The following is a 24,583-nucleotide window of genomic DNA, read 5'->3' as shown; positions in this document are numbered from 1 at the left end:
ACGCCCTCGTGCTGTCGAGGTCGTTGGTCCCACCGAGTGAGAGGAGCCCATGATCGCACTCGCCGATCCTGCGGTCGCGCCGTGGGACGCCCACGTAGACTGGCCGCTGATGGAAGAGCAAGCGGTCACCGATCCGAGCGCCCAGTTCGAGGAGCAGGCGCTCCCGTTCATGGACCAGCTTTACGCCGCCGCCATGCGGATGACCCGCAATCCCGCTGACGCAGCGGACCTCGTGCAGGAGACGTTCGTCAAGGCGTTCGCCTCGTGGTCGTCCTTCACGCAGGGGACCAACCTCAAGGCGTGGCTGTACCGGATCCTGACCAACACCTACATCAACACCTACCGCAAGAAGCAGCGGGAGCCCTACCAGGGCACCATTGACGACCTCGAGGACTGGCAGCTGGGAGGAGCGGAATCCACCACCGCATCCCGGAGCCGCTCCGCCGAGGCTGAAGCGATCGACCACATGCCGGCGTCCGCGGTCAAGGACGCGCTGCAGTCGATCCCCGAGGATTTCCGGTTGGCGGTGTACCTCGCGGACGTCGAGGGCTTCGCCTACCAGGAAATCGCCGACATCATGAAAACCCCGATCGGCACGGTCATGAGCCGTCTGCACCGTGGCAGACGCCTGTTGCGTGACCTGCTGGCCGACTATGCGAAGGAGCGGGGCATCGAGATGCCCCCCACGAGGAGCAAGAAATGAGTGACTGCGGCTGCGAGAAAGCGCGACGCGATCTGGAAGAGTACCTGCGCAACGAGGTCTGCAAGACCGAGCACGCCGACATCCGGGAGCACCTCGAGTCATGCCCGGCCTGTCGCGACGAGGCCCTGGTGTCGCGCACACTCACCGAGGTCGTCGCCCGAGCGTGCCGGGAATCGGCACCCGAGGAGCTGCGCGACCAGGTTCTGGCGCGTCTGCGGGAGGCCCAGGAGGCCGCTCACGCGTGAGCGCGCTCCGCGCCCGAGCCCGATGACGGCCTGAGCTCGACCGTGAGAGCAGAAAGGGGCGGACGTTCGCACGTCCGCCCCTTTCGCTACCGCTGGCTCAAAGCGTGAGCGCCTGCTCGATGAGCTTCGCCTGCTCCACGGCGTGCACCTTCGGCGAACCGGTCGCCGTCGACGCCGCCGCAGGCCGGGTGATGCCGCGCACCGAGCGGCCATCGAGCTTGGCGGCGGCTTCGAGGGCGATGAACGGCCAAGCGCCCTGGTTCTCGGGCTCGTCCTGGACCCACACGACCTCGGCGTTCGCGTAGCCCGCGAGGACCGCCTTCAGCTCGTCGATCGGTGCCGGATAGAACTGCTCGAGACGCACGAGCGCGATGGCCGGGTTCGGCTTCTTGTCGAGCTCGGACTTCAGGTCCCAGTGGATCTTGCCCGAGTGCAGCAGCACACGCTTGACCGCGCTCTTGTCGGTGATCGCGCTGTCGTCGATCACGGGCTCGAACTTGCCGCGCTGGAAGTCCTCGACCGGGCTCGTCGCACCGCGCAGGCGCAGCATCGCCTTCGGCGTGAACACGACGAGGGGGCGGCGCGGACGTGCGTAGGCCTGGCGGCGCAGCAGGTGGAAGTACGACGCGGGGGTGGAGGGCCGAGCGACCGTCATGTTGTCCTGAGCGCACATCTGCAGGTAGCGCTCGATGCGAGCCGACGAGTGATCCGGCCCCTGGCCCTCGTAGCCGTGGGGGAGCAGCAGGACGACGCCCGACTGCTGGGCCCACTTCTGCTCGGCCGACGAGATGAACTCGTCGATGACCGACTGCGCGCCGTTGGCGAAGTCGCCGAACTGGGCCTCCCAGAGCACGAGCGAGTCCGCGCGCTCTACCGAATAGCCGTACTCGAACGCCATGGCCGCGTACTCGCTCAGCAGCGAGTCGTAGACGTAGAAGCGGCCCTGGTTCTCGGACAGGTTCGCGAGCGGCAGCCACTCCTGGCCGTTCGAGCGGTCGTGGAGGACGGCGTGACGCTGCACGAACGTTCCGCGACGCGCATCCTGACCGGCGAGGCGGACGTTCGTGCCCTCCATGAGCAGCGAGCCGAACGCGAAGAGCTCGCCCATCGCCCAGTCGATGTTGCCGTTGCGGCTCATATCGTGGCGCTTGTCGAGCAGCTGCTTGAGCTTGCCGTGCACCGTGAAGTTCTCGGGGGCGTTGACGAACGCGTCGCCGATCTGATGGATGACGTCTTCACCGACACCCGTCGTCTCCGGGGCGCCGACGGCCTGATCGATCGGTCCCGACAGGCCCACCGGGCCGGACGCGCCGGTCTCGGCGGCGTGCGTCTCGGCGAACGCGACCTCGAGGCGGTCCTGGAAGTCGCGCTTGGCCTGCTCGTACTCTTCCTCGGTGATGTCGCCGCGTCCGACCAGCGACTCGGTGTAGAGCCGGCGGACCGAGCGCTTGGCCTCGATGAGGTTCGTCATGAGGGGCTGGGTCATCGACGGGTCGTCGCCCTCGTTGTGACCGCGACGGCGGTAGCAGACGAGGTCGATCACGACGTCGCGCTTGAACTCCTGGCGGTAGCGGAACGCGAGCTGCGCGACGTGGACGACGGCCTCGGGGTCGTCGCCGTTGACGTGGAAGATCGGCGCCTGGATCGTCTTGGCCACGTCCGTCGCGTAGACCGAGCTGCGGGCGTCGAGGGGGAGCGTCGTGAAGCCGACCTGGTTGTTGACCACGACGTGGACCGTGCCGCCGGTCCGGTACCCGCGCAGCTGCGACATCTGCAGCGTCTCGACGACGACGCCCTGACCGGCGAACGCGGCGTCGCCGTGGACGAGGATCGGCAGCCACGAGAACGAGCCGATCGGGCCGCGGTCCTGCTTGGCGCGCACGATGCCCTCGAGAACGCCGTCGACGGTCTCGAGGTGCGACGGGTTCGCGGCGAGGTACACCGGCAGTTCGTCGCCCTCATCGCCGACGAAGGTGCCCTCGGTGCCGAGGTGGTACTTCACGTCGCCCGAGCCGCTCTTCGAACCGATCGCGACGGAGCCCTCGAACTCGCGGAAGACCTGGCCGTAGGTCTTGCCGGCGATGTTCGTCAGGACGTTGAGACGGCCGCGGTGGGCCATGCCGATCGCGGCGCCCTCGAGGCCCGTGCGCGCCGCGCCCTGGAGGACCTCGTCGAGCAGCGGGATCAGCGACTCGCCGCCCTCGAGGCTGAAGCGCTTCTGGCCGACGTACTTGGTCTGCAGGAAGGTCTCGAACGCCTCGGCCTGGTTGAGCTTGCCGAGGATGCGCAGCTGCTCGTCGTGACCGGGCTTCTGGTACTTGACCTCGACGTTGTCCTGGAACCACTTGCGCTGCTCGGGATCCTGGATGTGCATGTACTCGATGCCGATCGTGCGGCAGTACGAGTCGCGCAGGACGCCGAGGATCTCGCGGAGCTTCATGACGCGCTTGCTGCCGAACCCGCCGGTGACGAACTCGCGGTCGAGGTCCCAGAAGGTCAGACCGTGCTGCTCGATCTCGAGGTCGGGGTGCGTGCGCTGGCGGTACTCGAGCGGGTCGATGTCGGCCATGAGGTGGCCGCGCACCCGGTAGGAGTTGATGAGCTCCTGCACGCGGGCCGTCTTGTCGACGCGCTCGGCGAGGTCGACGTTGATGTCGGTCGACCACTGGATGGGCGCATAGGGGATGCGCAGGGCGGCGAAGATCTCGTCGTAGAAGCCGTTCTTGCCGATCAGCAGCTCGTGAACGGTCTTGAGGAACTCGCCCGAGCCGGCACCCTGGATGACGCGGTGGTCGTAGGTGCTGGTGAGAGTGATGGTCTTGCCGATGCCGAGGTTGACGAGCGTCTTCTCGCTCGAGCCCTGGAACTCGGCCGGGTAGTCGAGCGCGCCGGCGCCGATGATGCTGCCCTGGCCGCGCATGAGCCGCGGAACCGAGTGCACCGTGCCGATGCCGCCGGGGTTGGTCAGCGAGATCGTCGTGCCCTGGAAGTCGGCAGCGGTGAGCTTGTTCTTGCGAGCACGGCTGACCAGGTCTTCGTAGGCGGCCAGGTACTCGCCGAAGCTGAGCGACTCGGCGCGCTTGATGCTCGGCACCATGAGCGCGCGCGTGCCGTCGGGCTTGGGGAGGTCGATCGCGATGCCGAGGCCGACGTGCGCGTGCGCGATCACCGACGGCTTGCCGTCGACCTCTGCGTACGAGACGTTCTGGCTCGGGAAGGCCTTGAGCGCCTGGATGAGCGCCCAGCCGATGAGGTGGGTGAAGCTGATCTTGCCGCCGCGCGTGCGCGACATGTGGTTGTTGATGACGATGCGGTTGTCGATCATCAGCTTGGCGGGGATGGTGCGCACACTCGTCGCGGTCGGCACCGTGAGCGAGTCGTCCATGTTCGCCGCGAGGGTCTTCGGCATGCCGCGCAGCGGGGTGACGACATCCTCGCGCTGCTCGACCTCGGCGGCGGGGGTCGTCGGGGCCTGCGCGGGCACCGGCTGCGCGGCGGCGGGCCGAGCCGTCGTGCGAGCGACCGGCTGCGAGCCGACCGTCGGCACCGGGGCCGTCACGGGGTGCGACGCCGCCGCGGGCTGTGCGGGGGCGGGTTGCGCGGGAGCGGTGCCGGCGGGCTGCGCCGGGGCGGACCCGGCGGGCTGGGAAGCGCCGCCGTTCACGTGAGCGGCGTAGGCCTCGAGCGTCGGCCACCACTCCTTGTCCACCGAGTTCTTGTCTTCGCGGAACTGTTCGTACAGTTCCGCGACGAGCCATTCGTTCGCCCCGAACTCGCCGTCGTTCGAGGTTCCGATTCCGGTCGCCTGGCTGGACACGGCAGATCGCCTGCTTTCATCGGTGAAGATCGGTTCTCACGGCGGTCGTCCGCCGCCGCGCACAGTCTCCTAGGGTAGCCCAGATCAACCGACCGGATGCCGCGGCGACACCCGTGGTATCGCATCGTGATGGAGCCCGCCCGGCCCTCTCGCCGCACGCCCGGCTGTCTGTCGGGTCCGCGGCGTAGCGTATGGAGCATGCGTTTCTCCGGTGCTGAGCCCACGGTCGACCTGACGTACTCCGACGTCTTCCTCGTGCCCCGCCGATCGGCGATCACGAGTCGGCTCGATGTCGACCTCGCCCCCGGCGACGGCACGGCGGCCACGCTGCCGATCGTCTCGGCGAACATGAACTCCGTCACCGGCCCGCGTCTGGCCGCCACGCTCGCCCGCCGCGGCGGACTCGGCGTGCTGCCGCAGGACATGCCGCTGCAGGACCTCGACGCCGCCATCCGGTGGGTCAAGGACCAGCCGGTCGCATGGGACACCCCCATCGTGCTCTCACCGGATGCCACGGTCGCCGAGGCATCCCGCATCCTTCCCTCGCTGGATGGGCACGGCATCGTGGTCGCGGAGCCGTCGGCGCCGACGCTGCGTATCGACGACATCACCGGGATCGTTCCCGCGGCCCGCCTGGCCACCGCACTGCCGGACGCCCGCCTGGGCGACCTGGTACGCGACCGTGCGACCGCGATCGACGCCGATGACGTCTCCGGTCCTCGCGCCGCCTTCGACCTCATCGACGCGGCCGATGTACCGGTCGTCGCAATGCTCCATCAGGGTGCGCTCGTCGGCACGCTGTCGCGTCGCAGTGCGCTGCGCACCGCGATCTACCGCCCCGCCGTCGACGGCGACGGGCGTCTCATCGTCGCGGCAGCGATCGGGATCAACGGCGACGCGGCAGCCAAGGCGCGGGCGCTCGCCGCCGCGGGCGTCGATGTGCTCGTCGTCGACACCGCCCACGGGCACCAGGAGGGGATGCTGCGCGCACTGCGCGAGGTCGCGGCGCTCGACCTCGGTCTGCCGATCGTCGCGGGGAACATCGTCACGGCCGACGGCGTCGCAGACCTCGTCGAGGCGGGTGCCACGATCCTCAAGGTCGGCGTCGGCCCCGGGGCGATGTGCACGACCCGCATGATGACGGCCGTCGGACGGCCGCAGTTCTCCGCCGTGCTCGAGACCGCGCAGGCGGCGGCGGAGCGCGGGGCGCACGTCTGGGCCGATGGGGGAGTCCGCTATCCCCGGGATGTGGCGCTGGCGCTCGCCGCGGGCGCGGCATCCGTCATGATCGGCTCCTGGTTCGCCGGCACGATCGAGTCGCCCGGCGAGGTCCAGCTCGACGACGAGGGGCGTGCGTTCAAGGAGTCGTGGGGCATGGCTTCGACGAAGGCCGTCGTCGGCCGGTTCGGGCGCCTCGACGCCTACGAGCGAGCCCGCAAGGAGCTGTTCGCCGAGGGCATCTCGTCGTCGCGGATCTACCTCGACCCGCTGCGCCCGGGCGTCGAGGATCTGCTCGACATGATCACCTCGGGTGTGCGCTCGTCCTTCACCTACGCAGGAGCCGCGACGGTGGCAGAGTTCCACGAGCGCGCGACGGTCGGTCTCCAGTCGGCCGCCGGCTACGAAGAGGGCAAGGCGCTTCCCGTCAGCTGGTAGAGCTCGCCGCCTGCGCCGGCCTCTGGCCAGACGACTCCCATTCGTCGCGCAGTACACCCATGACGACCGAGTCGTACCGTCGGCCGCGCACCTCGCGCGCATCGCGGAAGCGCGCCTCCTCGACGAAACCGAGACGGTGGCCGACAGCGAGCATCCGCTCGTTCCCCGACCAGGTCGCGAAGTCGAGCCGGACGACGGAGGTCGTGCGGAAGAGGTACTCGGTCCAGAGGCGCAGGGCCTCGGTGCCGACCCCGCGGCCGCGCTGGGTCGGGTCGTAGACCGTCAGGCCCATCCGCCGCCAGTCCGAGACCTCCGACTCCCAGTGCCACGAGACCGTGCCGAGCATCGTCGCCGGATCGTCCGCCGTGACGATGACCGCCCGCGTCAGCGGGGCGTGTGCGCCGTACGAGCCGTCGGCGATGCTGGATGCGAGTCGTGCGCACGCGGCATCCACCCCCGCGACGTCGAGCTTCGGGAAGTAGGGGCCGTCCCAGCGATGCCAGTCCTGATGGGGCTGGAGCCACCTCCGGTAGGGCTCTACATCGGCCGGCACGAACGGACGAACCCGGATGCCACGGCTCTCGCCGATGCCCGTGGTGCGGTCTTCCGTTCTCCCCGGCGCGCTCGTCGAATCTGTCATGAGTCGATTGTCGCGGCTGCGCCCGGCGCGCGCCTCGGACAGGCGTAAGATCGGGCGCACGATGGACGACCCTCCCAGTTGCCGACCCTCGCCCCGCCGACCCCGACCGATCGGGGGTGACGCCTGATGGATTTCATCATGCTGGGCGTGGGGCTCCTGCTGACCGTCGGCACCGGTCTGTTCGTCGCGAGTGAGTTTGCGCTCGTCAACCTCGATCGCGCGGACCTCGAGGCCCGCCAGGCGGCGGGCGAATCGCGCCTCTCGATGACGATCGCGGCGCTGCGGATCACCTCGACGCATCTGTCGAGCGCGCAGCTCGGCATCACGCTGACGACGCTGCTCACCGGTTACACGATGGAGCCGGCGATCTCGAACCTGCTGTCGCCGGTCTTCGAGGCGTGGGGCTGGGCCGAGACCGTGTCGCGGCCCGTCGCCGCCGTCGTGGGCGTGTCGATCGCGACGATCTTCTCGATGATCCTCGGCGAGCTCGTCCCGAAGAACTTCGCTCTGGCGATCCCTCGTCAGACGGCGAAGCTCGTCATCCCGTTCCAGACCCTCTTCACGACCGTGTTCCGGCCGGCCGTCACGGTGCTCAACGGCAGCGCGAACGGAGTGCTCCGCTCGATGGGCGTCGAGCCCAAGGAGGAGCTGTCGGGGGCCCGTTCGGCGGAGGAGCTGTCGAGCCTCGTGCGCCGGTCCGCGAGCGCGGGCGTGCTCGAGAAGGACACCGCATCGCTGCTGGACCGTTCGCTCACCTTCGCTCGGCTGACCACGGCCGACGTCATGACGCCGCGCCCGAGCCTGCACGCGGTCGCTGCGGGCGACAGCGTCGAGGACGTCATCCAGGTCGCGCGGCGCACGGGCCACAGCCGGTTCCCGGTCTTCGGTGACTCGATGGACGACATCACCGGAATCGTCCACGTCAAGCAGGCGGTCAGCGTCCCGCGCGAGCGCCGCGCAGACGTTCCCGCCGCCGCCATCGCGGAGGATCCGCTGCGGGTGCCCGAGGCCGTGCATCTCGACGCCGTGCTCAGCGAACTGCGCGCCCGGGGGTATCAGATGGCCATCGTCGTGGACGAGTACGGCGGCACGGCCGGTGTCGTGACGCTCGAGGATCTCGTGGAGGAGATCGTCGGCGAGGTGCTCGACGAGCACGATCGCAACCGCGCCGGGGTGCTGAGGGTCGCCGGCGGCATCGTCTTCCCCGCCGAGCTGCGTCCCGACGAGGTGCTCGACCGCACCGGCATCCGGGTTCCCGAGGGCGACGTCTACGACACCGTCGGAGGGTTCGTGATGAGTGTGCTGGAGCGCATCCCGGTCGTCGGCGACACCGTCGAGATCGAGGACGGCACGCTCACCGTGCAGCGGATGGACGGCAGGCGGGTCGACCGCGTGCGTTTCGAGCCCACCCCGGTGCCCGAGGAGGCACCGACCGCGTCCGCGGTCGAGCCGATGCGACCGGCGCCGCGCCGCGAGGACGGTGATCGTCGATGAACGACTGGGCGGGACTGGCCTGGCTCGTCGTGCTGCTGGCCTTCAACGCGTTCTTCGTCGCGAGCGAGTTCGCCGTCATCTCCGCGCGCCGATCGCAGATCGAGCCCCTCGCCGACAAGGGGTCGCGCTCGGCGAAGACCGCGCTGTGGGCGATGGAGCACGCGACCCTCATGCTCGCGACGTGCCAGCTGGGCATCACGATCTGCTCGCTGGTGATCCTGAACGTCTCCGAGCCGGCGATCCACCACCTGCTGGCCGTGCCGCTCGGGCTCACCGGGTGGGGCGAGGCGGTGGTCGATGTCGTCGCCTTCGCCGTGGCGCTCATCGTCGTGTCGTACCTGCACGTCGTGTTCGGCGAGATGGTTCCGAAGAACCTGGCCTTCTCGCTGCCCGACCGAGCCGTGCTGCTGCTGGCGACGCCGCTGCGGTGGGTCTCGCGGCTCTTCTACCCGATCATCGTGGCCCTGAACTGGATCGCCAACCACGCGGTGCGTCTGTTCCGGGTCGAACCGAAGGACGAGGCGACCTCGACCTACACGCTCGACGAGGTCGCGACCATCGTTGCGACGTCCCGTATCGAGGGCGTGCTCGACGATGCGTCCGGAACGGTCGCGGCCGTCGTGGAGTTCACCGACAAGAAGGCGGCGGATGTCGCCGTGCCGTTCGGCGAGTTGGTGACCCTGCCCGAGACCGCGACGCCCGAAGACGTCGAGCGCGCCGTCGCGCGGCACGGCTTCTCGCGCTACGTCATCGTCGATGACACCGAGCAGCCGGTCGGGTACGTGCACCTCAAGGACGTACTGCGAGAGGCGGAGGATGCCGACGGCGCGGCATCGCGGCCGATCAAGTCCAAGCGCATCCATCTCATGGTGCCGGTCGCCGAGACGACCGACCTCGAGGACGCGCTTGCTCTGATGCGCCGATCGAGCCGTCACCTCGCTCAGGTTCGGGATGCTGAGGGGCGGACCACCGCGGTGCTCTTCCTCGAGGACATCATCGAGGAGCTCATCGGCGAGGTGCACGACGCCACGCGCCGCGCACCTCGCTGGGCCTGAGCCTGGCCGGGTGACGACGCTCGCTCAGCGGCGCCGCGCGCGGACGTACTGGGGCGGCCAGACCGAGGCGTCCTCGCCCAGCTCGTCGGCCGCACGGAGCCCGAAGTGGGGGTCGCGCAGCCACTCGCGGCCGGCCATGATCGCGTCGGCGTCTCCGGCGGCGAGGATCTCCTCGGCCTGCGTGCCGGTCGTGATCTCGCCGACCGCGCTGACGGGCAGCCCGGTGGTCGCGCGGATCTGGCTCGCGAAGGGCACCTGGTAACCCGGTCCCGTGGTGATTCGCTGGTGTGCGACGAGGCCGCCGCTCGAGACGTCGATGAGGTCGGCGCCGCGCTCGTGCGCCCAGGCCGAGACCGTCGCCGTCTCGGCGACATCCCAGCCGCCCTCGGCCCAGTCGGTCGCCGAGAAGCGCACGAACAGCGGGGCGTCGGGAGCGGCGGCGCGAACCGCCTCGACGATGAGCAGCAGGAGCCGGGCGCGGTTCTCGAGCGACCCGCCGTACTCATCGGTGCGCTGGTTCGACAACGGCGACAGGAACTCGTGCAGCAGATAGCCGTGGGCCGCGTGGATCTCGAGCACGTCGAAGCCGGCTTCGCGTGAACGGCGTGCCCCATCGGCGAACGCGGTCACGAGGGCGTCGATCTCAGCGCGCTCGAGCTCGTCGGGCCGGGCGTAGCCGTCGAAGGCGACGGCCGAGGGGGCGAGTGCCTGCCAGCCGCCCTCCGCCTCCGGCACGGTCCCGCGCTCGGCGGCGAACGGCGAATACGTCGACGCCTTGCGGCCCGCGTGCGCGAGCTGGATCGCGGCCACGGCGCCGCGGTCGTGGATCGCCGTCACGATCGGGCGCCAGGCGTCGCGCTGCTCGTCGTTCCAGATGCCGGTGTCTTCGGGGGTGATGCGACCCTCGGGCACGACCGCGGTCGCCTCGGCCATGACGAGTCCGGCGCCGCCCGAGGCGAACTGCGCGAGGTGGACGTGATGCCAGTCGTTCGGCATGCCGTCCTGCGCCGAGTACTGGCACATGGGGGCGACCCAGAGGCGGTTGCGCACCTCGACGGTTCGGATGGTCAGGGGGCTGAACAACTGGCTCACGCCGGGCTCCTTCGGGGCGCCGATAGGGTGGCGCCATGGTCGAGATCCACGAATGGGATGCGCGCGACACGGTCGCGCTCCTGCGCAAGCCAACTGCCGACGACCACAAGTATTCCCGCGGGGTGCTCGGTGTGCGAACCGGATCGCAGGAGTATCCCGGTGCCGCCGTGCTCGGTGTCGAGGCCGCCTGGCGGACGGGCATCGGGATGGTCCGCTACCTCGGCCCCGAGCGTCCCGCCGACCTCGTGCTCCAGCGCCGGCCCGAGACGGTCACGGCGCCGGGCCGCGTGCAGGCGTGGCTGATCGGATCGGGGACGGATGCCGCGACCCGGCCCGCCGCCGAGACCGCACGGCTGGGAGAGCTGCTGCAGGGCGACCTCCCCGTCGTCGTCGACGCCGGGGCCCTCGACCTGGTCCCCGGCGCGACCGCCCCGCTCGTCGTCACGCCGCACCAGAGCGAGCACGCGCGCCTGCGCGGGCTGCTCGGCCTCGACGACGTGACACCGACGTCACTGACCGACCGCATCGAGGCCGCCCGCGAGACCGCGGCCGCGGCCGGGATCACCGTGCTGCTCAAGGGCGCCGAGACCGTCGTCGCGGCCCCCGACGGATGGACCGCCGTCGTCCGGGCCGGCACCGGGTGGCTCGCCACCGCGGGCACCGGTGACGTGCTCGGCGGCATCCTGGGTGCTGTCGTGGCGGCCCGGGGCGCGCAGCACGATCTGGATGCCGCGGCCCTGGCACCGCTGGCCGCCGCGGCGGCGTACATCCACGGACATGCCGGTCGCGGTGCCGGTCCCGGCCCGATCACGGCGCTGGACGTCGCCGAGGCCGTACCCGCCGTGATCCACGTGCTGCTCTCCGGCGGCGACCCGGCCGCCCGCTGACACCACCGGTGGGCCCCAATGGCCTCACCGTAGGATGTGACGGTGTCGAGACGGGGAACGCTGTGGGTCGCGTTCGCGCTCGTCCACGTCGTGGTCTCGGTGCTCGGATTCGTGCTCCCGAATCAGCCGATGGGGGATGTCTACCTCGTCTACGAACCCTGGTCGCAGCGAGCGCTCGCCGGTGAGGGCATCGTGGGGATCGACGAGGACTGGGTGTACCCCCAGCTCGCCCTCGTCCCGCTTGTGCTCGCCCACGGGTTCGCGTGGATCGCCGGCTACACGGTGGGCTGGGCCATCTTCGTCACGGCTCTGGACGCCGTCGCCTTCGCGGTCCTCGTGGGCCGCGCGCGATCGCGCGGACGCGTGACGGCGGCGTGGTTCTGGCTCGCGGCGATTCTGCTCCTCGGCCCGGTCGGCCTCTACCGGCTCGACGCCGTCACCGTCGCGCTCGCCGTGATGGGTGGCCTGTGGCTTCGCGGACGGCCCTGGCTGGCCGGCATCCTGCTCGCCGTGGCGACATGGATCAAGGTCTGGCCCGCGGCGATCATCGCCGCCGCGGTCATCGCGCTCCGGCGGCGGTGGGCGCTCGTCGGTGCCGGGCTCGTCGTCTCGGTCGCGACGCTCGCGGCCGTCGTCGCCGCCGGTGGCCTCGACCATGCGCTCGGGTTCATCGGAGATCAGACGGGGCGCGGTCTTCAGGTCGAGGCGCCCGTGAGCATGTTCTACCTGTGGGGGCAGATGCTCGGCATCCCGGGGTTCTTCGTCTACTACTCGACCGAGATCCTGACGTTCCAGGTGACCGGCACCGAGATCGATCCGGTCATCGCGTCGATGACTCCGATCCTCATGATCGGGGTGGGGGCCGTGGCGGTCGTCGCCGCCCTCAAGGTGCGCCGTGGCGCTGCGGTGCGCGACCTTCTGCCCGTCGCGGCGCTCGCGATCGTCACCGTCTTCATCGTGCTCAACAAGGTCGGTTCGCCGCAGTACCTGTGCTGGCTCGTCCCGCCCGTCGTGCTCGGACTGGTCGTCGCGCGCCGCGCCTGGGTGCGACCGGCGATCCTCGTCCTCGTGCTCAGCGCGCTCACCCAGCTCGTGTACCCGGTGTTCTACGGCGAGGTCCTCGCGGCGCATCCCCTCGGCGTCGGCATCCTCACCGTGCGCAACGCCCTGCTCATCGTCCTCGGTGTCTGGATGGTGGTGCGCCTCGTCCGGGTGCCGGTCCGGACGCCGTCATCCATCCCCGCCTGATCCGGAGGTCCATCATGCTCATCGCCTTCTCCGTCGCTCCCAGCGGCACCGGCAGCAATCCCGACGGCTCGGTGCACGATGCCGTCGCCGCAGCCGTGGCCGTCGTGCGGGCATCCGGCCTGCCGCACCGCACCACTTCGATGTTCACCGAGGTCGAGGGGGAGTGGGAGGAGGTGATGGCCGTCGTCAAGCACGCGACCGAGGCGGTCATGCCGTTCGGGTCACGCGTATCGCTCGTGCTCAAGGCCGACATCCGGCCGGGCTACAGCGGCGAGCTCGACGGCAAGATCGAGCGCCTCGAGGGCGCGCTCGAATCGATTCGACATGAGGGCGAGCGCGGCGCTACGCTCCCGGAGTGACGACGCCCGCCATCTCCCGCCCGACCGCCCGCCGGGCCCTGCTCTCGCTCGCGATCGGCAGCTTCGGCATCGGGATGACGGAGTTCGTCGTCATGGGCCTTCTGCCGGAGATCGCCGGCGAGCTGCTGCCCTCCGTCTACGCGAGCGATCCGGAAGCCGCGATCGCCCAGGCGGGGTGGCTCATCACGCTCTACGCCGCCGGCGTCGTCGTGGGGGCGCCGACCATCGCAGGAGTCGTGGCGAAGTACCCGCGGCACCGGGTCATGGTCTTCCTCGCGCTCGCCCTCACCCTCGGCAACGCGCTGACCCTCGTGCTGCCGACGTTCGAGCTCGTCGCGGCATCCCGGTTCCTCGCGGCCCTGCCACACGGTGCCTACTTCGGCATCGGTGCTCTCGTCGCCGCCGACGTCCTGGGTCCGGGCAAGCGTGCGCAGGGCGTCGCGTTCGTGCTGACGGGCCTCACGATCGCCAACGTCGTGGGTGTTCCGCTCGGCACCTTCCTCGGCCAGCAGTTCGGTTGGCGGGCCGCGTTCCTCGTCGTCGCGGCGATCTTCGCGCTGGCCACCGTGGCGATCGCACTGACCGTCCCGCATCACGCAGGGGAGCCGTCGCGCACCCTGCGCGCCGAACTGCGGGTCTTCGGCATCGGCCAGGTGTGGTTCGCGCTCGGCATCGGGGCGATCGGCTTCGGCGGCTTCTTCGCGGTCTACAGCTACGTCGCGACCCTCGTCACCGAGGCGGCCGGCTCGCCGCAGTGGGCGGTGCCGATCGTGCTCGTCGTCGCGGGTCTCGGCATGACCGTCGGGAACCTCGTCGGAGGCAGGCTCGCCGACAACGATCTGCGGCGCAGCCTTCTGGGCGGCCTGCTCGCTCTTGCGGCGGTTCAAGCGCTGCTCGCACTGACGGCCGGCTGGATCGTGGCGGTCGGCCTGTTCGTCTTCCTGGTCGGGTTCTTCTCGTCGGCGTTGAGCCCGACCATCCAGACGAGGCTGATGGATGTCGCGGGCGACAACCAGTCGATCGCGGCGGCGCTGAACCACTCGGCGCTCAACATGGGCAACGCGTTGGGTGCGGCACTCGGCGGGGTCGTCATCGCCGCCGGGCTCGGGTTCGTCGCGCCGGTCTGGGTGGGGGTCGTCCTCGCCCTCGCCGGGTTCGGGGTCGCGTGCGCGAGCTTCGCCGTCGAGGCTCGTGCGCGGCGGCGCTCGCCTTCGCTGATCGACCGATCCGACGCGCCTGCGCCGACACGCTGAGACGTCAGCTTTCGAGCAGCCGTCGCAGGTGAGCGCCGACGATCGGCGTCTCGATCAGGAAGGCGTCGTGCCCGAAATCGCTCGAGATCACCACCGCCGCCTCGTCGATCGTCGATCGGATGCCGCGGGCGATGCGGTGCTGGCCCTCGACGGGGAACAGCCGGTCGGAGTCGATGCCCAGCACGAGGGTGCGCGCGGTGACGCGTGCCAGGGCGTCGTCGATCCCGCCGCGGTCACGGCCGACGTCGTGCGAGTTCATCGCCTCGACGAGCGTGATGTAGCTGTTCGCGTCGAAGCGTCGCGTGAACTTGTTGCCGTGGAAGTCGAGGTAGCTCTCCACCGCGAAGCGTCCGCCGAGACCGAGCGGGCTCTTGCCTGACTGCCACGTGCGCTGGAAGCGCAGGTTCAGCTCGGTCGGGCTGCGGTAGTTCAGCAGAGCCATGCGGCGCGCGAGCGCGAGACCGCGGTGCGGGCCGTCGCCGTCTGCCGCGTCGTAGTACTCGCCGTCCTGGAACCTGGGGTCGATGCGGATGGCTTCGAGCTGGACCGAGTTCAGCGCGATCTGGTCGGCGGTGTTCACGGGCGGGGCGGCGAGGATCGCGAGTCGCTCCAGGCGGTCGGGGTGCCCGATACCCCACTCGAGCGCGTGCATGCCGCCCATCGATCCGCCCACGACCGCGGCCCACACCTCGACCCCGAGGGCGTCGGCCAGCCGGACCTGCGCGGCGACCTGATCGCGGATCGTGAGGTACGGGAACCGAGCCGCCCATTCGTAGCCGTCGGACGAGATCGACGAGGGGCCCGTCGACCCCTGGCAGCCGCCCAGCATGTTCGGGGCGACCACGAACCAGCGGTCGGTGTCGATCGCCAGACCGGGACCGACGATGTCCTCCCACCAGCCGGCCGTCGGGTGCCCCGGGCCTGCCTCGCCGCGCAGGTGGCTGTCGCCGGTGAGGGCGTGGAGCACGAGCACGGCGTTGTCGCGTTCGGGTGAGAGCTCGCCCCACGTCTCGTAGGCGAGGCGGAAGCTCGGCAGCTGCTCGCCGCTCTCGGTGATGAGCGGACCGAACGCACCGAAGCTCCGATGGCCGACAGGGTCGCCGTCGCGCCAGGCGCCCGTGGCGGGCGGGCGTCCGCGCAGCAGGCGCGCATCGGCCTCCGTGATCGGCGCGCTCGGCACCGTGTCCTCGGAGGTCTGCCAGTCCATGTCGCCATTCTCCCGGGTCGTGGCGCACGCTGCTCGCGTGTTACGTCACGACCGGAACGGAGACACCTCGTAGGCCGCGCCGTGCTGGCCCGCGAGTGCGACGGGCATCCCGTCGATCGTCTGGACGAAGCTGCCGGTGGGGTCGACGCCGTGCGGCATCCGTCCGTCGATCTCCGGCAGGGTGCCCACCGTCTCGTTCGAGATCCAGACGACGCGGCGGTTCACCCGTTCGCCGAGAGCGCTCACGAGGTCGGCGAAGCGGCGACGTTCGTCGGCATCGAGGTAGAGGAGCACCGCGCTGTGGAAGACCACGAGCGTCGCCTCGGGCGGGCTCTCGGCTTCGACCTCGGGAAGGAGTTCGAGGATGTCGCCGGCGACGATGCGCGGTGGGTCGGCCCGCGCCACCTCGACGGCAGCGCGGAGTCGCCCGATGCGCTCGTCGTGGACGGGGCCCGGCCAGACGAGCGTCTCGAGCCAGGAGACCGCGTCCGTATCGCGCACGTCGATCGGGGCGAGGTCGATGCCGGCGCGCCAGACGACGTCGGGAAGCGACTCGGGCACGGCGCCGGGGTCGTCGATGCGGCAGCGCAATAGCGGGCGATGGGCGGCATCCGACCCCTCAGGAATGATCGCCGGCAGCGGCTCGCCGCCGGGCGACGCGTACTCGTACGCGTACCGGTCGGGATAGAGGCAGAGGCCCGCGGCTGTGCCGGTCTCGAGGAGGGCGATCGGTCCGTCGATGCGGGAGAGGAGAGGCAGGAGGGTGGCGCAGCGTCCGACCTCGTTGGTCTGCGTGCGGCGCTCCGCGGTGATGGCGGCGACCCGGTCCCACTCCGAGATCAGCCGCTCGCGCCAAGCGGCGAACGGCTCGAGTCCGCATCCCGCCCAGCGTGCAGCGGCGAAGACGAGGTTCGGCTGGCGGCGCCGCTCGCCCAGGAGCGCGATCCGCTCGGTGAGCTCGTCGTCGCCGGCGATGCCCTCGGCCCATTCGGCGTAGAGCGGCGAGCTGCCCCGGGACCAGTCGGCGAACGCATGGTAGCGGCGGGAGGTGTCGGCGTCCATCGCTTCAGGGTAGATGCGCTGAGCGTCACGATCGTCGCGTAAGATACCGCGAAGCAAGGGGAGTACTTCCGCCTGCGGCGCTCTCGTCATTACGGATCCGACGTCGGATTCCGGGACGCCGGTCCCTCCGGGGATGAAGGAGACCTGGCCGTTCGCTACTGTCGACCCCTTGGAGCCTTCGTGGACATCACTCCGCTCGTGTGGATCATCACCATCGCGGTGACCATCGCCTTCTTCGTGTACGAGTTCTTCGCGCACGTGCGCACTCCGCACGAGCCGACGATCGCCGAATCGGCGCGCTGGTCGGCGTTCTACATCGGCCTCGCGCTCATCTTCGGCGTGGTCATCGGCTTCGTGCCGGGCTGGGGCTGGGTGTTCGCGGGCGAGTACTTCGCCGGTTACCTGACCGAGAAGGCCCTGTCGATCGACAACCTCTTCGTCTTCCTGATCATCATGACCGGCTTCGCGGTGCCGAAGAAGTACCAGCAGAAGGTGCTGATGATCGGCATCGTGATCGCGCTCATCATGCGCGGCGCGTTCATCGCCATCGGCGCGGCGCTCATCGACAACTTCTCATGGATCTTCTACATCTTCGGTGCGCTGCTGCTCTTCCTCGCCTACCGTCAGGCCTTCTCCCACGGTGACTCCGACCCGGCCAACGGCAAGTTCATGACGTTCGTCCGCCGCCACCTTCCCGTGACCGACGAGTACAACAGCGACAAGCTGACGGTGCAGAAGGACGGCAAGCGCTTCGTCACGCCGATGCTCCTCGTCATCATCGCGATCGGCTTCATCGACCTCGTCTTCGCGGTCGACTCGATCCCGGCGATCTACGGTCTGACCAACGAGGCCTACATCGTCTTCACGGCGAACGCCTTCGCCCTGATGGGCCTGCGCCAGCTGTTCTTCCTGATCGGCGGTCTGCTGGAGCGTCTGGTCTACCTCGCGCAGGGCCTGGCGGTCATCCTCGCCTTCATCGGCGTGAAGCTCGTGTTCCACGCGCTCCACGTCAACGAGCTGCCCTTCATCAACGGCGGTGAGCCGCTGTTGTGGGTTCCCGAGATCCCGATCTGGTTCTCGCTGCTGTTCATCGCCGCTACCGTCGCGGTCGCCACCGTCGCGAGCCTCGCCAAGACGCGCGGGGACAAGGCGAAGAACGACCGCGAGCAGGTTCAGGGCGAGCAGATCACGACGGCCACCGACGCCGACTGACGGCGCCGCGAACGACGGATGCCCCGGCCCCACCGCTCGCGGTGGTCCGGGGCATCCGGTCGTTCTGAGGAGGAACGATCAGGCGCGCGCCGCCTCGGCGACGTTGCGCGCGGCCGCGAGGGCCTGCTCGAGGTCGGCCTTGAGGTCGTCGATGTTCTCCAGCCCCACCGACAGGCGGACGAGGCCGGGGGTGACGCCCGTCGTGAGCTGCTGCTCCGGGGTCAGCTGCGAGTGCGTCGTCGACGCGGGGTGGATGACGAGCGACCGCACGTCACCGATGTTCGCGAGGTGGCTGAACAGCTGCAGCGAGTCCACGAACGCGCGGCCGGCGGCGACGCCGCCCTTCAGCTCGAACGACAGCACCGCCCCGACGCCCTTCGGCGCGTAGCGGTTGGCCGCGGCGTACCAGGGCGAGGTCGGCAGGCCCGAGTAGTTGACCGAGGCGATGTCCTCATGGTTCTCGAGCCACTCGGCGATCTCCTGTGCGTTCTGCACGTGGCGCTCGATGCGCAGGGAGAGCGTCTCGATGCCCTGGATGAGCAGCCACGCGCTCTGGGGTGAGATCGCCGCGCCGAGGTCGCGCAGCAGCTGGACGCGGGCCTTGATGACGTAGGCGAGGCCGTCGCCGACAGCCTGCGTGTAGACGGCGCCGTGGTACGAGGGGTCGGGCGTCGTGAGCCCCGGGAAGCGCTCGGAGTGCTCCGTCCAGGGGAAGCTGCCGCCGTCGACGATGACGCCGCCGATGACCGTGCCGTGGCCGCCGAGGAACTTCGTGGCGGAGTGCACGACGATGTCGGCGCCGTGCTCGAAGGGACGGATGAGGTAGGGCGTGGCGATCGTGTTGTCGACGATGAGCGGCACGCCGGCCTCGTGGGCGACGTCGGAGACACCGCGGATGTCGAGGACGTTGATCTGCGGGTTGCCGATCGTCTCGGCGAAGAAGAGCTTGGTGTTGGGCCGCACTGCGCGGCGCCACTCCCCGAGATCGTCCTGGTTCTCGACGAACGTGACCTCGATGCCGAGCTTGGCGAGCGTGTACTTGAACAGGTTGTAGGTGCCGCCGTAGATCGAGCTCGAGGCGACGAAGTGGTCTCCGGCTTCGGCGATGTTGAGGATCGCGAACGTCTCGGCGGCCTGACCCGACGCGACGAGGAGGGCCCCGGTGCCACCCTCGAGTGCGGCGAGGCGCTGCTCGACGACATCCTGCGTGGGGTTCTGGATGCGCGTGTAGATGTTGCCGAACTCCGCGAGCGAGAACAGGTTCGCGGCGTGGTCGGAGTTGTCGAACACGTACGAGGTCGTCTGGTAGATCGGCGTCGCCCGTGCCTTGGTGACCGGGTCCGGTGCGGCTCCGGTGTGGATCTGCTTCGTCTCGAAGCGCCAGTTCTCGGATGCGGACATGCGTGGCTCCATCGGGTCGGGAAGCGGCGACGGTCGCCGGCCTGGGTCGAGCGTACGGAAACCGGGTGTGCCCGACAATGCGCGGGACACGCTGCGTAACCTGACGGCTACGGTGGGAGCATGACGCGACGTGCAGTGGTCACCGGTGCGAGTTCGGGAATCGGCGAGGCGGTCGTCCGCGCGCTGCGGGCGTCGGGGTGGGAGGTCGTCGGCGTCGCCCGGCGGGCGGAGCGCCTCGAGGCGCTCGACGTCGAGGTCGGCTCCGCCTCATTCGCCGCGGATCTGACCCGCGAGGGGGATGTCGCCGCCCTCACCGAGCACCTCGCCGCCTCCGGCGATGTCCACGCCCTCGTCCACGTCGCCGGCGGTGCCCGCGGCACCGACCGCGTCGAAGACGGCGCGGCCGAGGACTGGCAGTGGATGTTCGAGGCGAACGTCCTGTCGGCGCAGCGGCTGACCGCGGCTCTCCTCCCGCTGCTGCGACGCGCCGTCGCGGCGGGCTCCGGCCATGCCGACACCGTCTACGTCACCTCGACCGCCGCTCAGACGGCCTACCCGGGAGGCGCCGGCTACAACGCGGCGAAGGCGGGGGAGTCGATGCTCGTCCACGCGCTGCGGCTGGAGCTGAACGGCGAGCCGATCCGTGTGGTCGAGATCGCGCCCGGCATGGTGCGCACCGAGGAGTTCACGCTGAACCGTCTCGGCGGCGACCAGGAAGCGGCGGACCGCCTGTACGAGGGCGTCGAGCAGCCTCTCGTCGCCGAAGACGTGGCGGATGTCGTCGCGTACGCCCTGAACGCGCCGGGGCACGTCAACCTCGACCTCGTGACGATGCGTCCCGTCGCGCAGTCCGCGCAGCACCTGCTGGCGCGCGGTCCGCTGCGTCCGCGGTCGACCGGAGCCTGACCGCCGGGCGATCAGCCTCCTCAGCCGCGGGGCTGGGCGATGGTCCCGTCCGTGCCGCCCGCGGGCTGCGGAGCGGCATCCTCAGCGTCGGCGAACGCCACGCGCGGCACGACGAACAGCAGGACCGCTGCGACGAAGCCGCCGGCGGCGCAGATGGCCCACACCGTGAGGTAACCGCCGAGGGAGGCGGCGGTCTCGCTCGCGACGACACCCGCGCCGGCAGCCAGCACCACACCGAAGATCGCCGACGAGAACGTTCCGCCGACGGTCTTGGTCGTGTTGGTCATGGCCGACGCCACACCGGTCTGCCCGCGCGGGGCGGCCGCTGCCGCCGCAGCCGGCATCGCGCCGACGAGCGCGCCACAGCCCAGGCCCGCGATGCAGAGGTTGAGCAGAACCTGCCAGAGCTCCCGGTGGAACGGCAGGAAGAGCGCGTACCCGATGCCGACGAGCAGCGCTGCGCCGATGAGGACGACCCGGGGACTCGCTCGGCGAGACGTGACCGCGAACAGTACGGCGCCCACGATGAGCGACACGAGGTAGACCCCGATGATGTTCGACCGGTCGGTGGCGTCGAGCCCGAGACCGTAACCGAGCGCAGGGTCCGTGCCCGCATAGGTCGACAACGGGCCCTGGGCTCCGAGCAGACTGATGCCGACGAGGAACGCGGTGGCCTGCACCGGCCACATCTCCGGGCGGGCGAGCATCCGAATATCGACCGCGGGGTCGGGCTGGCGCAGTTCGAACCGTCCGAAGACGACGAAACCTACGATTCCCGCGAGGAGCAGCGCCCACACCCAGAAGGCCGCGGGGCCGTTCAAGCGGAGGAACGTCAGGGCGCTGGTGACGAACAGCAACGAGACCGCGAGGAGCACGAAGCCACGTGAGTCCAGCTGCCGCCGGCCCGGCTCCGGCTTCGACTCGGGCACCCAGAGCCAGATGACGATCGCGACGAGGGTCACCGCCACCGCCGGCACGATCAGCGTCAACGTCATGTCGCCGGCTGTGGCGGCGTAGATCCGGCCCGCGGCCAATGCGCCCATGATCGCGCCGGCCTGAAGCCCGACGACCAGGAGCCCCGCCGCGCGCCGGGTGAGCGAGACGCCCCGGCTCTGCCGCCTGCCCCGTTCGAAGATGAGCGCGATCTCGAGGGGGAGCCAGACGACGTAGAAGCCCTGCAGCGCCCAGGCGATGAGGAAGGTCCAGAAGGATGCCGCAAACGCGAGCCACCAGGTCGCCGCGGCGGTCAGGACAGCTGCGACCAGCAGGATCCGCTTGTGCCCGTACATGTCGCCGAGCTTGGCCAGCACCGGTACGACGAGCGCCGACAGCAGCAGTTGCGCGGCCTCGAACCAGTTCACGTCCGAGTCGTGGATCCCGAGCTCGGCGACGATGTCACTGAAGAGCGGAACGTAATAGCCCTGCAGGATGCCGCTGACGATCTCGACCAGGATGAACCACCCGATCAGACCCGCGGTGACGCCCAGAGCGGAGGTGCGCAGCGTCGTCGACACGGGGCGAGCATACCGGCACGACCGGCCTACCCTGAGAGGGTGACGCCCCATTCCCTGCCCGAGCTCGCCGCCGCCGGTCTGATGGCCCCCGATTGGGCCGAGGCGCTGCAACCCGTCGCCGGTGACATCGCGTCGCTGGGTGACCGGCTGCGCGCCGAGACCGCCGCCGGTCGCGGGTACCTGCCGGCGGGCGACCGGGTGCTGCGCGCCTTCCAACGGCCGATGGCCGACGTCCGCGTCCTGATCGTCGGTCAGGATCCCTACCCGACCCCGGGGCATCCGATCGGACTCTCCTTCGCGGTCGACGCCCACGTGCGGCCATTGCCCCGGAGCCTCGGGAACATCTATCGGGAGCTCGAATCGGACCTCGGCATCGCCCCCGCGCCGCACGGCGACCTCTCCGCCTGGAGTGATCAGGGCGTGCTGCTGCTGAACCGAGTGCTGACGGTCGCCCCCGGGGCACCGGCATCCCACCGGGGGTGGGGCTGGGAACGCGTGACGGAGCACGCCATCCGCGCGCTGGTAGCGCGGGAGCGCCCCCTCGTGGCGGTTCTCTGGGGGAAGGATGCCGCGACCCTGCGGCCGCTGCTCGGCGACGCGGCGATCGTGGCGTCGCCGCATCCCTCACCGCTCTCGGCGAACCGTGGCTTCTTCGGGTCGCGCCCCTTCTCGCGCGTGAACGAACTGCTCGTCGCGCGGGGTGGCGAGCCTATCGACTGGCGCATTCCGGAGGCCTGAACCGCCGTCGTCATCGGCGCGAAACGTCTGCGCCGTAGAGTTGCTGCATGCTCGAGGAGGACTCCAACCGCGACCGCCGACGCCTGCCGCGGCACCTGCGCCGTCCGGCCGAAGCCGAACGGCCCTTCTCGTACGAGATCCGGCCGGCGCGCCCGGATGACCTCCCCGACATCCGCGAGATCTACAACTACTACGTGACCAACTCCGTCGTGACCTTCGACGAGAAGAAGTGGTCGCTCGCGCAGTGGCACGAGAAGTACGACTATCTGACGAAGCTCAAGCTGCCGTTCCTCGTCGCGGTGTCGCCGATGGGGCAGATCCTGGGATACGCACTCGCGTCGCCGTGGAACGGCAAGACCGGATTCCGCTACACCGCCGAAACGTCCATCTACCTCGGTCAGGCGGCCACCGGGAAGGGCCTCGGGCGTGCGCTGCTCGAGGCACTCATCGACGCATGCCAGCAGCTGGGACTGCGCGAGATCGTCGCGGTCGTGAGCGACAAGGGCGCCGAGGCGTCGATCGCCCTGCACGAGCGTTTCGGGTTCGTCGAGGTCGGCCGGATGGGGCGCGTGGGTCACAAGTTCGGCCGGTGGCTGGGCACGATCTACCTGCAGAAGTCGCTGGAGCAGCCGAAGAAGGGGCTGCGCGGACTCTTCGCGCAGAAGTCCGGCTGAGGCCTCACCCCGCGTCGTCGGCATTCGGGTCGGGTTCGGCCGGGTGACCGGTTCGCACCGCCTCGACGAGCGATCGCCACGGTTCGTCGAGGTCGTCGTTCAACTCGGCCTGACGCGTCGTCTCGCTGTCGGTGACGGCGATCCGCCAAAGGAAGCGGTCGGCCCCGCCCGATCCGGTCTTGCCTGCCGGTGCCGACGCGTCGATCTCCTGCCAGGGGCACCGCCCTATCAGCTCGCGCCACCCGTCGCGGTCAGCCGGCGTCGGCTCGACGCGCCACGCCCGGGTCAGGCCGGCGAAACCGCCGGTGCGCTCCACGACGATCCGCAGCTGCGCCGCGGAACCGTCGTCACGGGTGTCAGGCATCCTCCAGCACGCCGACGCCCTGCCATCCGGCACGCACGGCGGCGACCTCCTCCGTCTCCTCACCGTACTCGTCGACGGCCTGGGCGATGGTGGCGGCGGCGAAGGCAGCGAAGTCGGAATCGGGGGAGAGCGCTCCCGAGGTGAGTGTGCGATACCAGATGAGTCCCGCGCGTTCCCAGGCGTAGCCGCCCAGCCGTGCTGCGACGAGGTGGAACGCTCTGTTGGGAATGCCCGAGTTGATGTGAACCCCGCCGTTGTCGCTGGTCGTCACGACGTAGTCGCGCATGTGCCCGGGCTGCGGGTCGCGTCCGAGAACATCGTCGTCGTAGGCCGACCCGGGTTCGGCCAGCGACCGGAGGGCGCGCCCCTGGACGGCATCCGTGAATATGCCCGCGCCGATGAGCCACGACGCCTGCTCGGCGCTCTGGCCGAGTCGGTGCTGCTCGGTGAGCGCGCCGAACACATCGGACAGCGACTCGTTGAGAGCGCCGGACTGACCCGCGTACGTCAGGCCTCCCGAGAACTCGGTGATGCCGTGGGCCAGCTCGTGGGCGATGACGGTCAGCGACCCGGTGAACCCGGTGAACACCTCGCCGTCGCCGTCGCCGAAGACCATGCGCTCGCCGTTCCAGAACGCGTTGTCGTACGCCTCGCCGTAGTGGACGGTGGCCGCGAGCACACCGCCTCGCCCGTCGAGCGAATCGCGGCCGTAGGCGTCGCGGAAGAACGAGAACGTCGCGCCGAGCCCGTCGAAGGCCTCGTCGACCGCGCGATCGCCGGTGGGCGGGTCGTCTTCGCGGCGGACGAGGACGCCCGGAAGCTCTTCGCGGCCCTGCGCGTCGGATACGGCCCGGTCGGCTGCGGCGATGCGCTCGGCGACGAGAGTGCCGCCCGGCTCGACGGAGAGACGCAGCTGCGAACGTCCGGCCAGATCGGACGGACGCGCGGCGAGGGTGGTCCGCGCGGCGACCGCGGCCCGCGCGAGGTGGGGCTCGCGAGCGGAGGCGACGCGGGCGAGGAGGTATGGGGGGATGATCGCGCGCATGGCCTCACGGT

General features: G+C 70.1%; 22 protein-coding genes. 13 read left to right on the top strand and 9 right to left on the bottom strand.

Annotated elements, in window-relative coordinates; translation table 11 throughout:
* The first annotated feature begins 49 nt into the window (after positions 1-49).
* Positions 50-703 (top strand): sigma-70 family RNA polymerase sigma factor, encoded by a 654-nt coding sequence (locus tag ACLBWJ_RS14130; protein WP_378719613.1) that lies wholly within the window; start codon positions 50-52, stop codon positions 701-703.
* Complete coding sequence (locus ACLBWJ_RS14125) at positions 700-948, top strand: zf-HC2 domain-containing protein (RefSeq protein ID WP_112617327.1); 249 nt, start codon at positions 700-702, stop codon at positions 946-948. The genes ACLBWJ_RS14130 and ACLBWJ_RS14125 overlap by 4 nt, the downstream gene beginning before the upstream one ends.
* A 97-nt stretch (positions 949-1,045) precedes the next feature.
* On the opposite strand, the gene ACLBWJ_RS14120 is transcribed toward ACLBWJ_RS14125, so the two are convergent.
* Positions 1,046-4,765 carry a multifunctional oxoglutarate decarboxylase/oxoglutarate dehydrogenase thiamine pyrophosphate-binding subunit/dihydrolipoyllysine-residue succinyltransferase subunit gene (locus ACLBWJ_RS14120; RefSeq protein WP_447660572.1) on the bottom strand — a complete coding sequence of 1,240 codons (3,720 nt, stop codon included), beginning with the start codon at positions 4,763-4,765 and terminating at the stop codon, positions 1,046-1,048.
* A gap of 198 nt (positions 4,766-4,963) precedes the next feature.
* Between ACLBWJ_RS14120 and guaB1 the strand changes: the two genes are divergently transcribed.
* Complete coding sequence (gene guaB1, locus ACLBWJ_RS14115; protein WP_447660571.1) at positions 4,964-6,421, top strand: GMP reductase; 1,458 nt, start codon at positions 4,964-4,966, stop codon at positions 6,419-6,421.
* Here the strand turns inward: guaB1 and ACLBWJ_RS14110 are convergent.
* Positions 6,411-7,061, bottom strand: a complete 651-nt coding sequence (locus ACLBWJ_RS14110) for a GNAT family N-acetyltransferase (protein ID WP_354450078.1) — start codon at positions 7,059-7,061, stop codon at positions 6,411-6,413. The genes guaB1 and ACLBWJ_RS14110 overlap by 11 nt on opposite strands.
* 126 nt (positions 7,062-7,187) lie before the next feature.
* Between ACLBWJ_RS14110 and ACLBWJ_RS14105 the strand changes: the two genes are divergently transcribed.
* Together ACLBWJ_RS14105 and ACLBWJ_RS14100 are read left to right on the top strand one after the other, a co-directional pair.
* Positions 7,188-8,555 carry a hemolysin family protein gene (locus ACLBWJ_RS14105; protein WP_447660570.1) on the top strand — a complete coding sequence of 456 codons (1,368 nt, stop codon included), beginning with the start codon at positions 7,188-7,190 and terminating at the stop codon, positions 8,553-8,555.
* Positions 8,552-9,610, top strand: a complete 1,059-nt coding sequence (locus tag ACLBWJ_RS14100; RefSeq protein ID WP_114588501.1) for a hemolysin family protein — start codon at positions 8,552-8,554, stop codon at positions 9,608-9,610. The genes ACLBWJ_RS14105 and ACLBWJ_RS14100 overlap by 4 nt, the downstream gene beginning before the upstream one ends.
* A gap of 24 nt (positions 9,611-9,634) precedes the next feature.
* Here the strand turns inward: ACLBWJ_RS14100 and ACLBWJ_RS14095 are convergent, their stop codons facing one another.
* Positions 9,635-10,702: an NADH:flavin oxidoreductase/NADH oxidase gene (locus ACLBWJ_RS14095; RefSeq protein ID WP_274178845.1), complete on the bottom strand. Its 1,068-nt coding sequence runs from the start codon at positions 10,700-10,702 to the stop codon at positions 9,635-9,637.
* Positions 10,703-10,737: 35 nt separating this feature from the next.
* On the opposite strand from ACLBWJ_RS14095, the gene ACLBWJ_RS14090 reads away from it, so the two are divergent.
* Genes ACLBWJ_RS14090 through ACLBWJ_RS14075 form a run of 4 tightly spaced genes read left to right on the top strand, consistent with a single transcriptional unit; the run spans position 10,738 to position 14,449 of the window.
* Positions 10,738-11,589, top strand: a complete 852-nt coding sequence (locus ACLBWJ_RS14090) for an ADP-dependent NAD(P)H-hydrate dehydratase (RefSeq protein ID WP_274178844.1) — start codon at positions 10,738-10,740, stop codon at positions 11,587-11,589.
* A 42-nt stretch (positions 11,590-11,631) separates the two neighbouring features.
* Positions 11,632-12,837, top strand: coding sequence for a glycosyltransferase family 87 protein (locus ACLBWJ_RS14085; RefSeq protein WP_274178843.1), 1,206 nt, complete (start codon positions 11,632-11,634; stop codon positions 12,835-12,837).
* Positions 12,838-12,851: 14 nt separating this feature from the next.
* Positions 12,852-13,196, top strand: a complete 345-nt coding sequence (locus tag ACLBWJ_RS14080; RefSeq protein WP_447660569.1) for a thiamine-binding protein — start codon at positions 12,852-12,854, stop codon at positions 13,194-13,196.
* On the top strand, positions 13,193-14,449 hold the full coding sequence (locus tag ACLBWJ_RS14075) for an MFS transporter (protein WP_404568752.1): 1,257 nt from the start codon (positions 13,193-13,195) through the stop codon (positions 14,447-14,449). The genes ACLBWJ_RS14080 and ACLBWJ_RS14075 overlap by 4 nt, the downstream gene beginning before the upstream one ends.
* Positions 14,450-14,453: 4 nt before the next feature.
* Here ACLBWJ_RS14075 and metX read toward each other — a convergent pair whose 3' ends face one another.
* Together metX and ACLBWJ_RS14065 are read right to left on the bottom strand one after the other, a co-directional pair.
* Positions 14,454-15,656: a homoserine O-acetyltransferase MetX gene (gene metX / locus ACLBWJ_RS14070; RefSeq protein ID WP_447660568.1), complete on the bottom strand. Its 1,203-nt coding sequence runs from the start codon at positions 15,654-15,656 to the stop codon at positions 14,454-14,456.
* A gap of 45 nt (positions 15,657-15,701) precedes the next feature.
* A complete protein-coding gene (locus tag ACLBWJ_RS14065) occupies positions 15,702-16,718 on the bottom strand; it encodes a DUF2332 domain-containing protein (protein WP_447660567.1) in 1,017 nt (338 codons plus the stop codon).
* 180 nt (positions 16,719-16,898) lie between these two features.
* On the opposite strand from ACLBWJ_RS14065, the gene ACLBWJ_RS14060 reads away from it, so the two are divergent.
* The gene (locus tag ACLBWJ_RS14060; protein ID WP_112617318.1) at positions 16,899-17,930 is read left to right on the top strand and encodes a TerC family protein; all 1,032 of its coding nucleotides are present in this window, start codon (positions 16,899-16,901) and stop codon (positions 17,928-17,930) included.
* Between the two features lie 78 nt (positions 17,931-18,008).
* Here the strand turns inward: ACLBWJ_RS14060 and ACLBWJ_RS14055 are convergent, their stop codons facing one another.
* Positions 18,009-19,331, bottom strand: coding sequence for a bifunctional o-acetylhomoserine/o-acetylserine sulfhydrylase (locus ACLBWJ_RS14055; RefSeq protein ID WP_274178840.1), 1,323 nt, complete (start codon positions 19,329-19,331; stop codon positions 18,009-18,011).
* Positions 19,332-19,451: 120 nt separating this feature from the next.
* Here ACLBWJ_RS14055 and ACLBWJ_RS14050 point away from each other — a divergent pair, with 120 nt between their 5' ends.
* Positions 19,452-20,237, top strand: coding sequence for an SDR family oxidoreductase (locus ACLBWJ_RS14050; RefSeq protein ID WP_404568750.1), 786 nt, complete (start codon positions 19,452-19,454; stop codon positions 20,235-20,237).
* 20 nt (positions 20,238-20,257) lie between these two features.
* Here the strand turns inward: ACLBWJ_RS14050 and ACLBWJ_RS14045 are convergent, their stop codons facing one another.
* A complete protein-coding gene (locus ACLBWJ_RS14045) occupies positions 20,258-21,739 on the bottom strand; it encodes an MFS transporter (protein WP_439117201.1) in 1,482 nt (493 codons plus the stop codon).
* Between the two features lie 93 nt (positions 21,740-21,832).
* Between ACLBWJ_RS14045 and ACLBWJ_RS14040 the strand changes: the two genes are divergently transcribed.
* Together ACLBWJ_RS14040 and ACLBWJ_RS14035 are read left to right on the top strand one after the other, a co-directional pair.
* Positions 21,833-22,489 (top strand): uracil-DNA glycosylase, encoded by a 657-nt coding sequence (locus tag ACLBWJ_RS14040; protein WP_404568858.1) that lies wholly within the window; start codon positions 21,833-21,835, stop codon positions 22,487-22,489.
* 47 nt (positions 22,490-22,536) lie between these two features.
* The gene (locus tag ACLBWJ_RS14035) at positions 22,537-23,163 is read left to right on the top strand and encodes an N-acetyltransferase family protein (RefSeq protein ID WP_447660566.1); all 627 of its coding nucleotides are present in this window, start codon (positions 22,537-22,539) and stop codon (positions 23,161-23,163) included.
* A gap of 4 nt (positions 23,164-23,167) precedes the next feature.
* On the opposite strand, the gene ACLBWJ_RS14030 is transcribed toward ACLBWJ_RS14035, so the two are convergent.
* Complete coding sequence (locus tag ACLBWJ_RS14030; RefSeq protein WP_274178836.1) at positions 23,168-23,527, bottom strand: protealysin inhibitor emfourin; 360 nt, start codon at positions 23,525-23,527, stop codon at positions 23,168-23,170.
* The gene (locus tag ACLBWJ_RS14025) at positions 23,520-24,572 is read right to left on the bottom strand and encodes a M4 family metallopeptidase (RefSeq protein WP_114588492.1); all 1,053 of its coding nucleotides are present in this window, start codon (positions 24,570-24,572) and stop codon (positions 23,520-23,522) included. Before ACLBWJ_RS14025 ends, ACLBWJ_RS14030 begins: the two co-directional genes overlap by 8 nt.
* Positions 24,573-24,583 lie beyond the last annotated feature (11 nt).

This window comes from Microbacterium sp. M4A5_1d, from assembly GCF_053345465.1.
Note: the sequence above shows the minus strand (reverse complement) of the source record. Positions and strands in the feature narration are given on the sequence as shown.

Coding starts and splice junctions, on each gene's coding strand:
- ACLBWJ_RS14130 (WP_378719613.1), top strand. CDS start 50: ATGATCGCACTCGCCGATCCTGCGGTCGCGCCGTGGGACGCCCACGTA.
- ACLBWJ_RS14040 (WP_404568858.1), top strand. CDS start 21,833: ATGGCCCCCGATTGGGCCGAGGCGCTGCAACCCGTCGCCGGTGACATC.
- ACLBWJ_RS14080 (WP_447660569.1), top strand. CDS start 12,852: ATGCTCATCGCCTTCTCCGTCGCTCCCAGCGGCACCGGCAGCAATCCC.
- ACLBWJ_RS14030 (WP_274178836.1), bottom strand. CDS start 23,527: ATGCCTGACACCCGTGACGACGGTTCCGCGGCGCAGCTGCGGATCGTC.
- metX (WP_447660568.1), bottom strand. CDS start 15,656: ATGGACTGGCAGACCTCCGAGGACACGGTGCCGAGCGCGCCGATCACG.
- ACLBWJ_RS14105 (WP_447660570.1), top strand. CDS start 7,188: ATGGATTTCATCATGCTGGGCGTGGGGCTCCTGCTGACCGTCGGCACC.
- ACLBWJ_RS14035 (WP_447660566.1), top strand. CDS start 22,537: ATGCTCGAGGAGGACTCCAACCGCGACCGCCGACGCCTGCCGCGGCAC.
- ACLBWJ_RS14090 (WP_274178844.1), top strand. CDS start 10,738: ATGGTCGAGATCCACGAATGGGATGCGCGCGACACGGTCGCGCTCCTG.
- ACLBWJ_RS14100 (WP_114588501.1), top strand. CDS start 8,552: ATGAACGACTGGGCGGGACTGGCCTGGCTCGTCGTGCTGCTGGCCTTC.
- guaB1 (WP_447660571.1), top strand. CDS start 4,964: ATGCGTTTCTCCGGTGCTGAGCCCACGGTCGACCTGACGTACTCCGAC.
- ACLBWJ_RS14055 (WP_274178840.1), bottom strand. CDS start 19,331: ATGTCCGCATCCGAGAACTGGCGCTTCGAGACGAAGCAGATCCACACC.
- ACLBWJ_RS14065 (WP_447660567.1), bottom strand. CDS start 16,718: ATGGACGCCGACACCTCCCGCCGCTACCATGCGTTCGCCGACTGGTCC.
- ACLBWJ_RS14025 (WP_114588492.1), bottom strand. CDS start 24,572: ATGCGCGCGATCATCCCCCCATACCTCCTCGCCCGCGTCGCCTCCGCT.
- ACLBWJ_RS14050 (WP_404568750.1), top strand. CDS start 19,452: ATGACGCGACGTGCAGTGGTCACCGGTGCGAGTTCGGGAATCGGCGAG.
- ACLBWJ_RS14110 (WP_354450078.1), bottom strand. CDS start 7,061: ATGACAGATTCGACGAGCGCGCCGGGGAGAACGGAAGACCGCACCACG.
- ACLBWJ_RS14125 (WP_112617327.1), top strand. CDS start 700: ATGAGTGACTGCGGCTGCGAGAAAGCGCGACGCGATCTGGAAGAGTAC.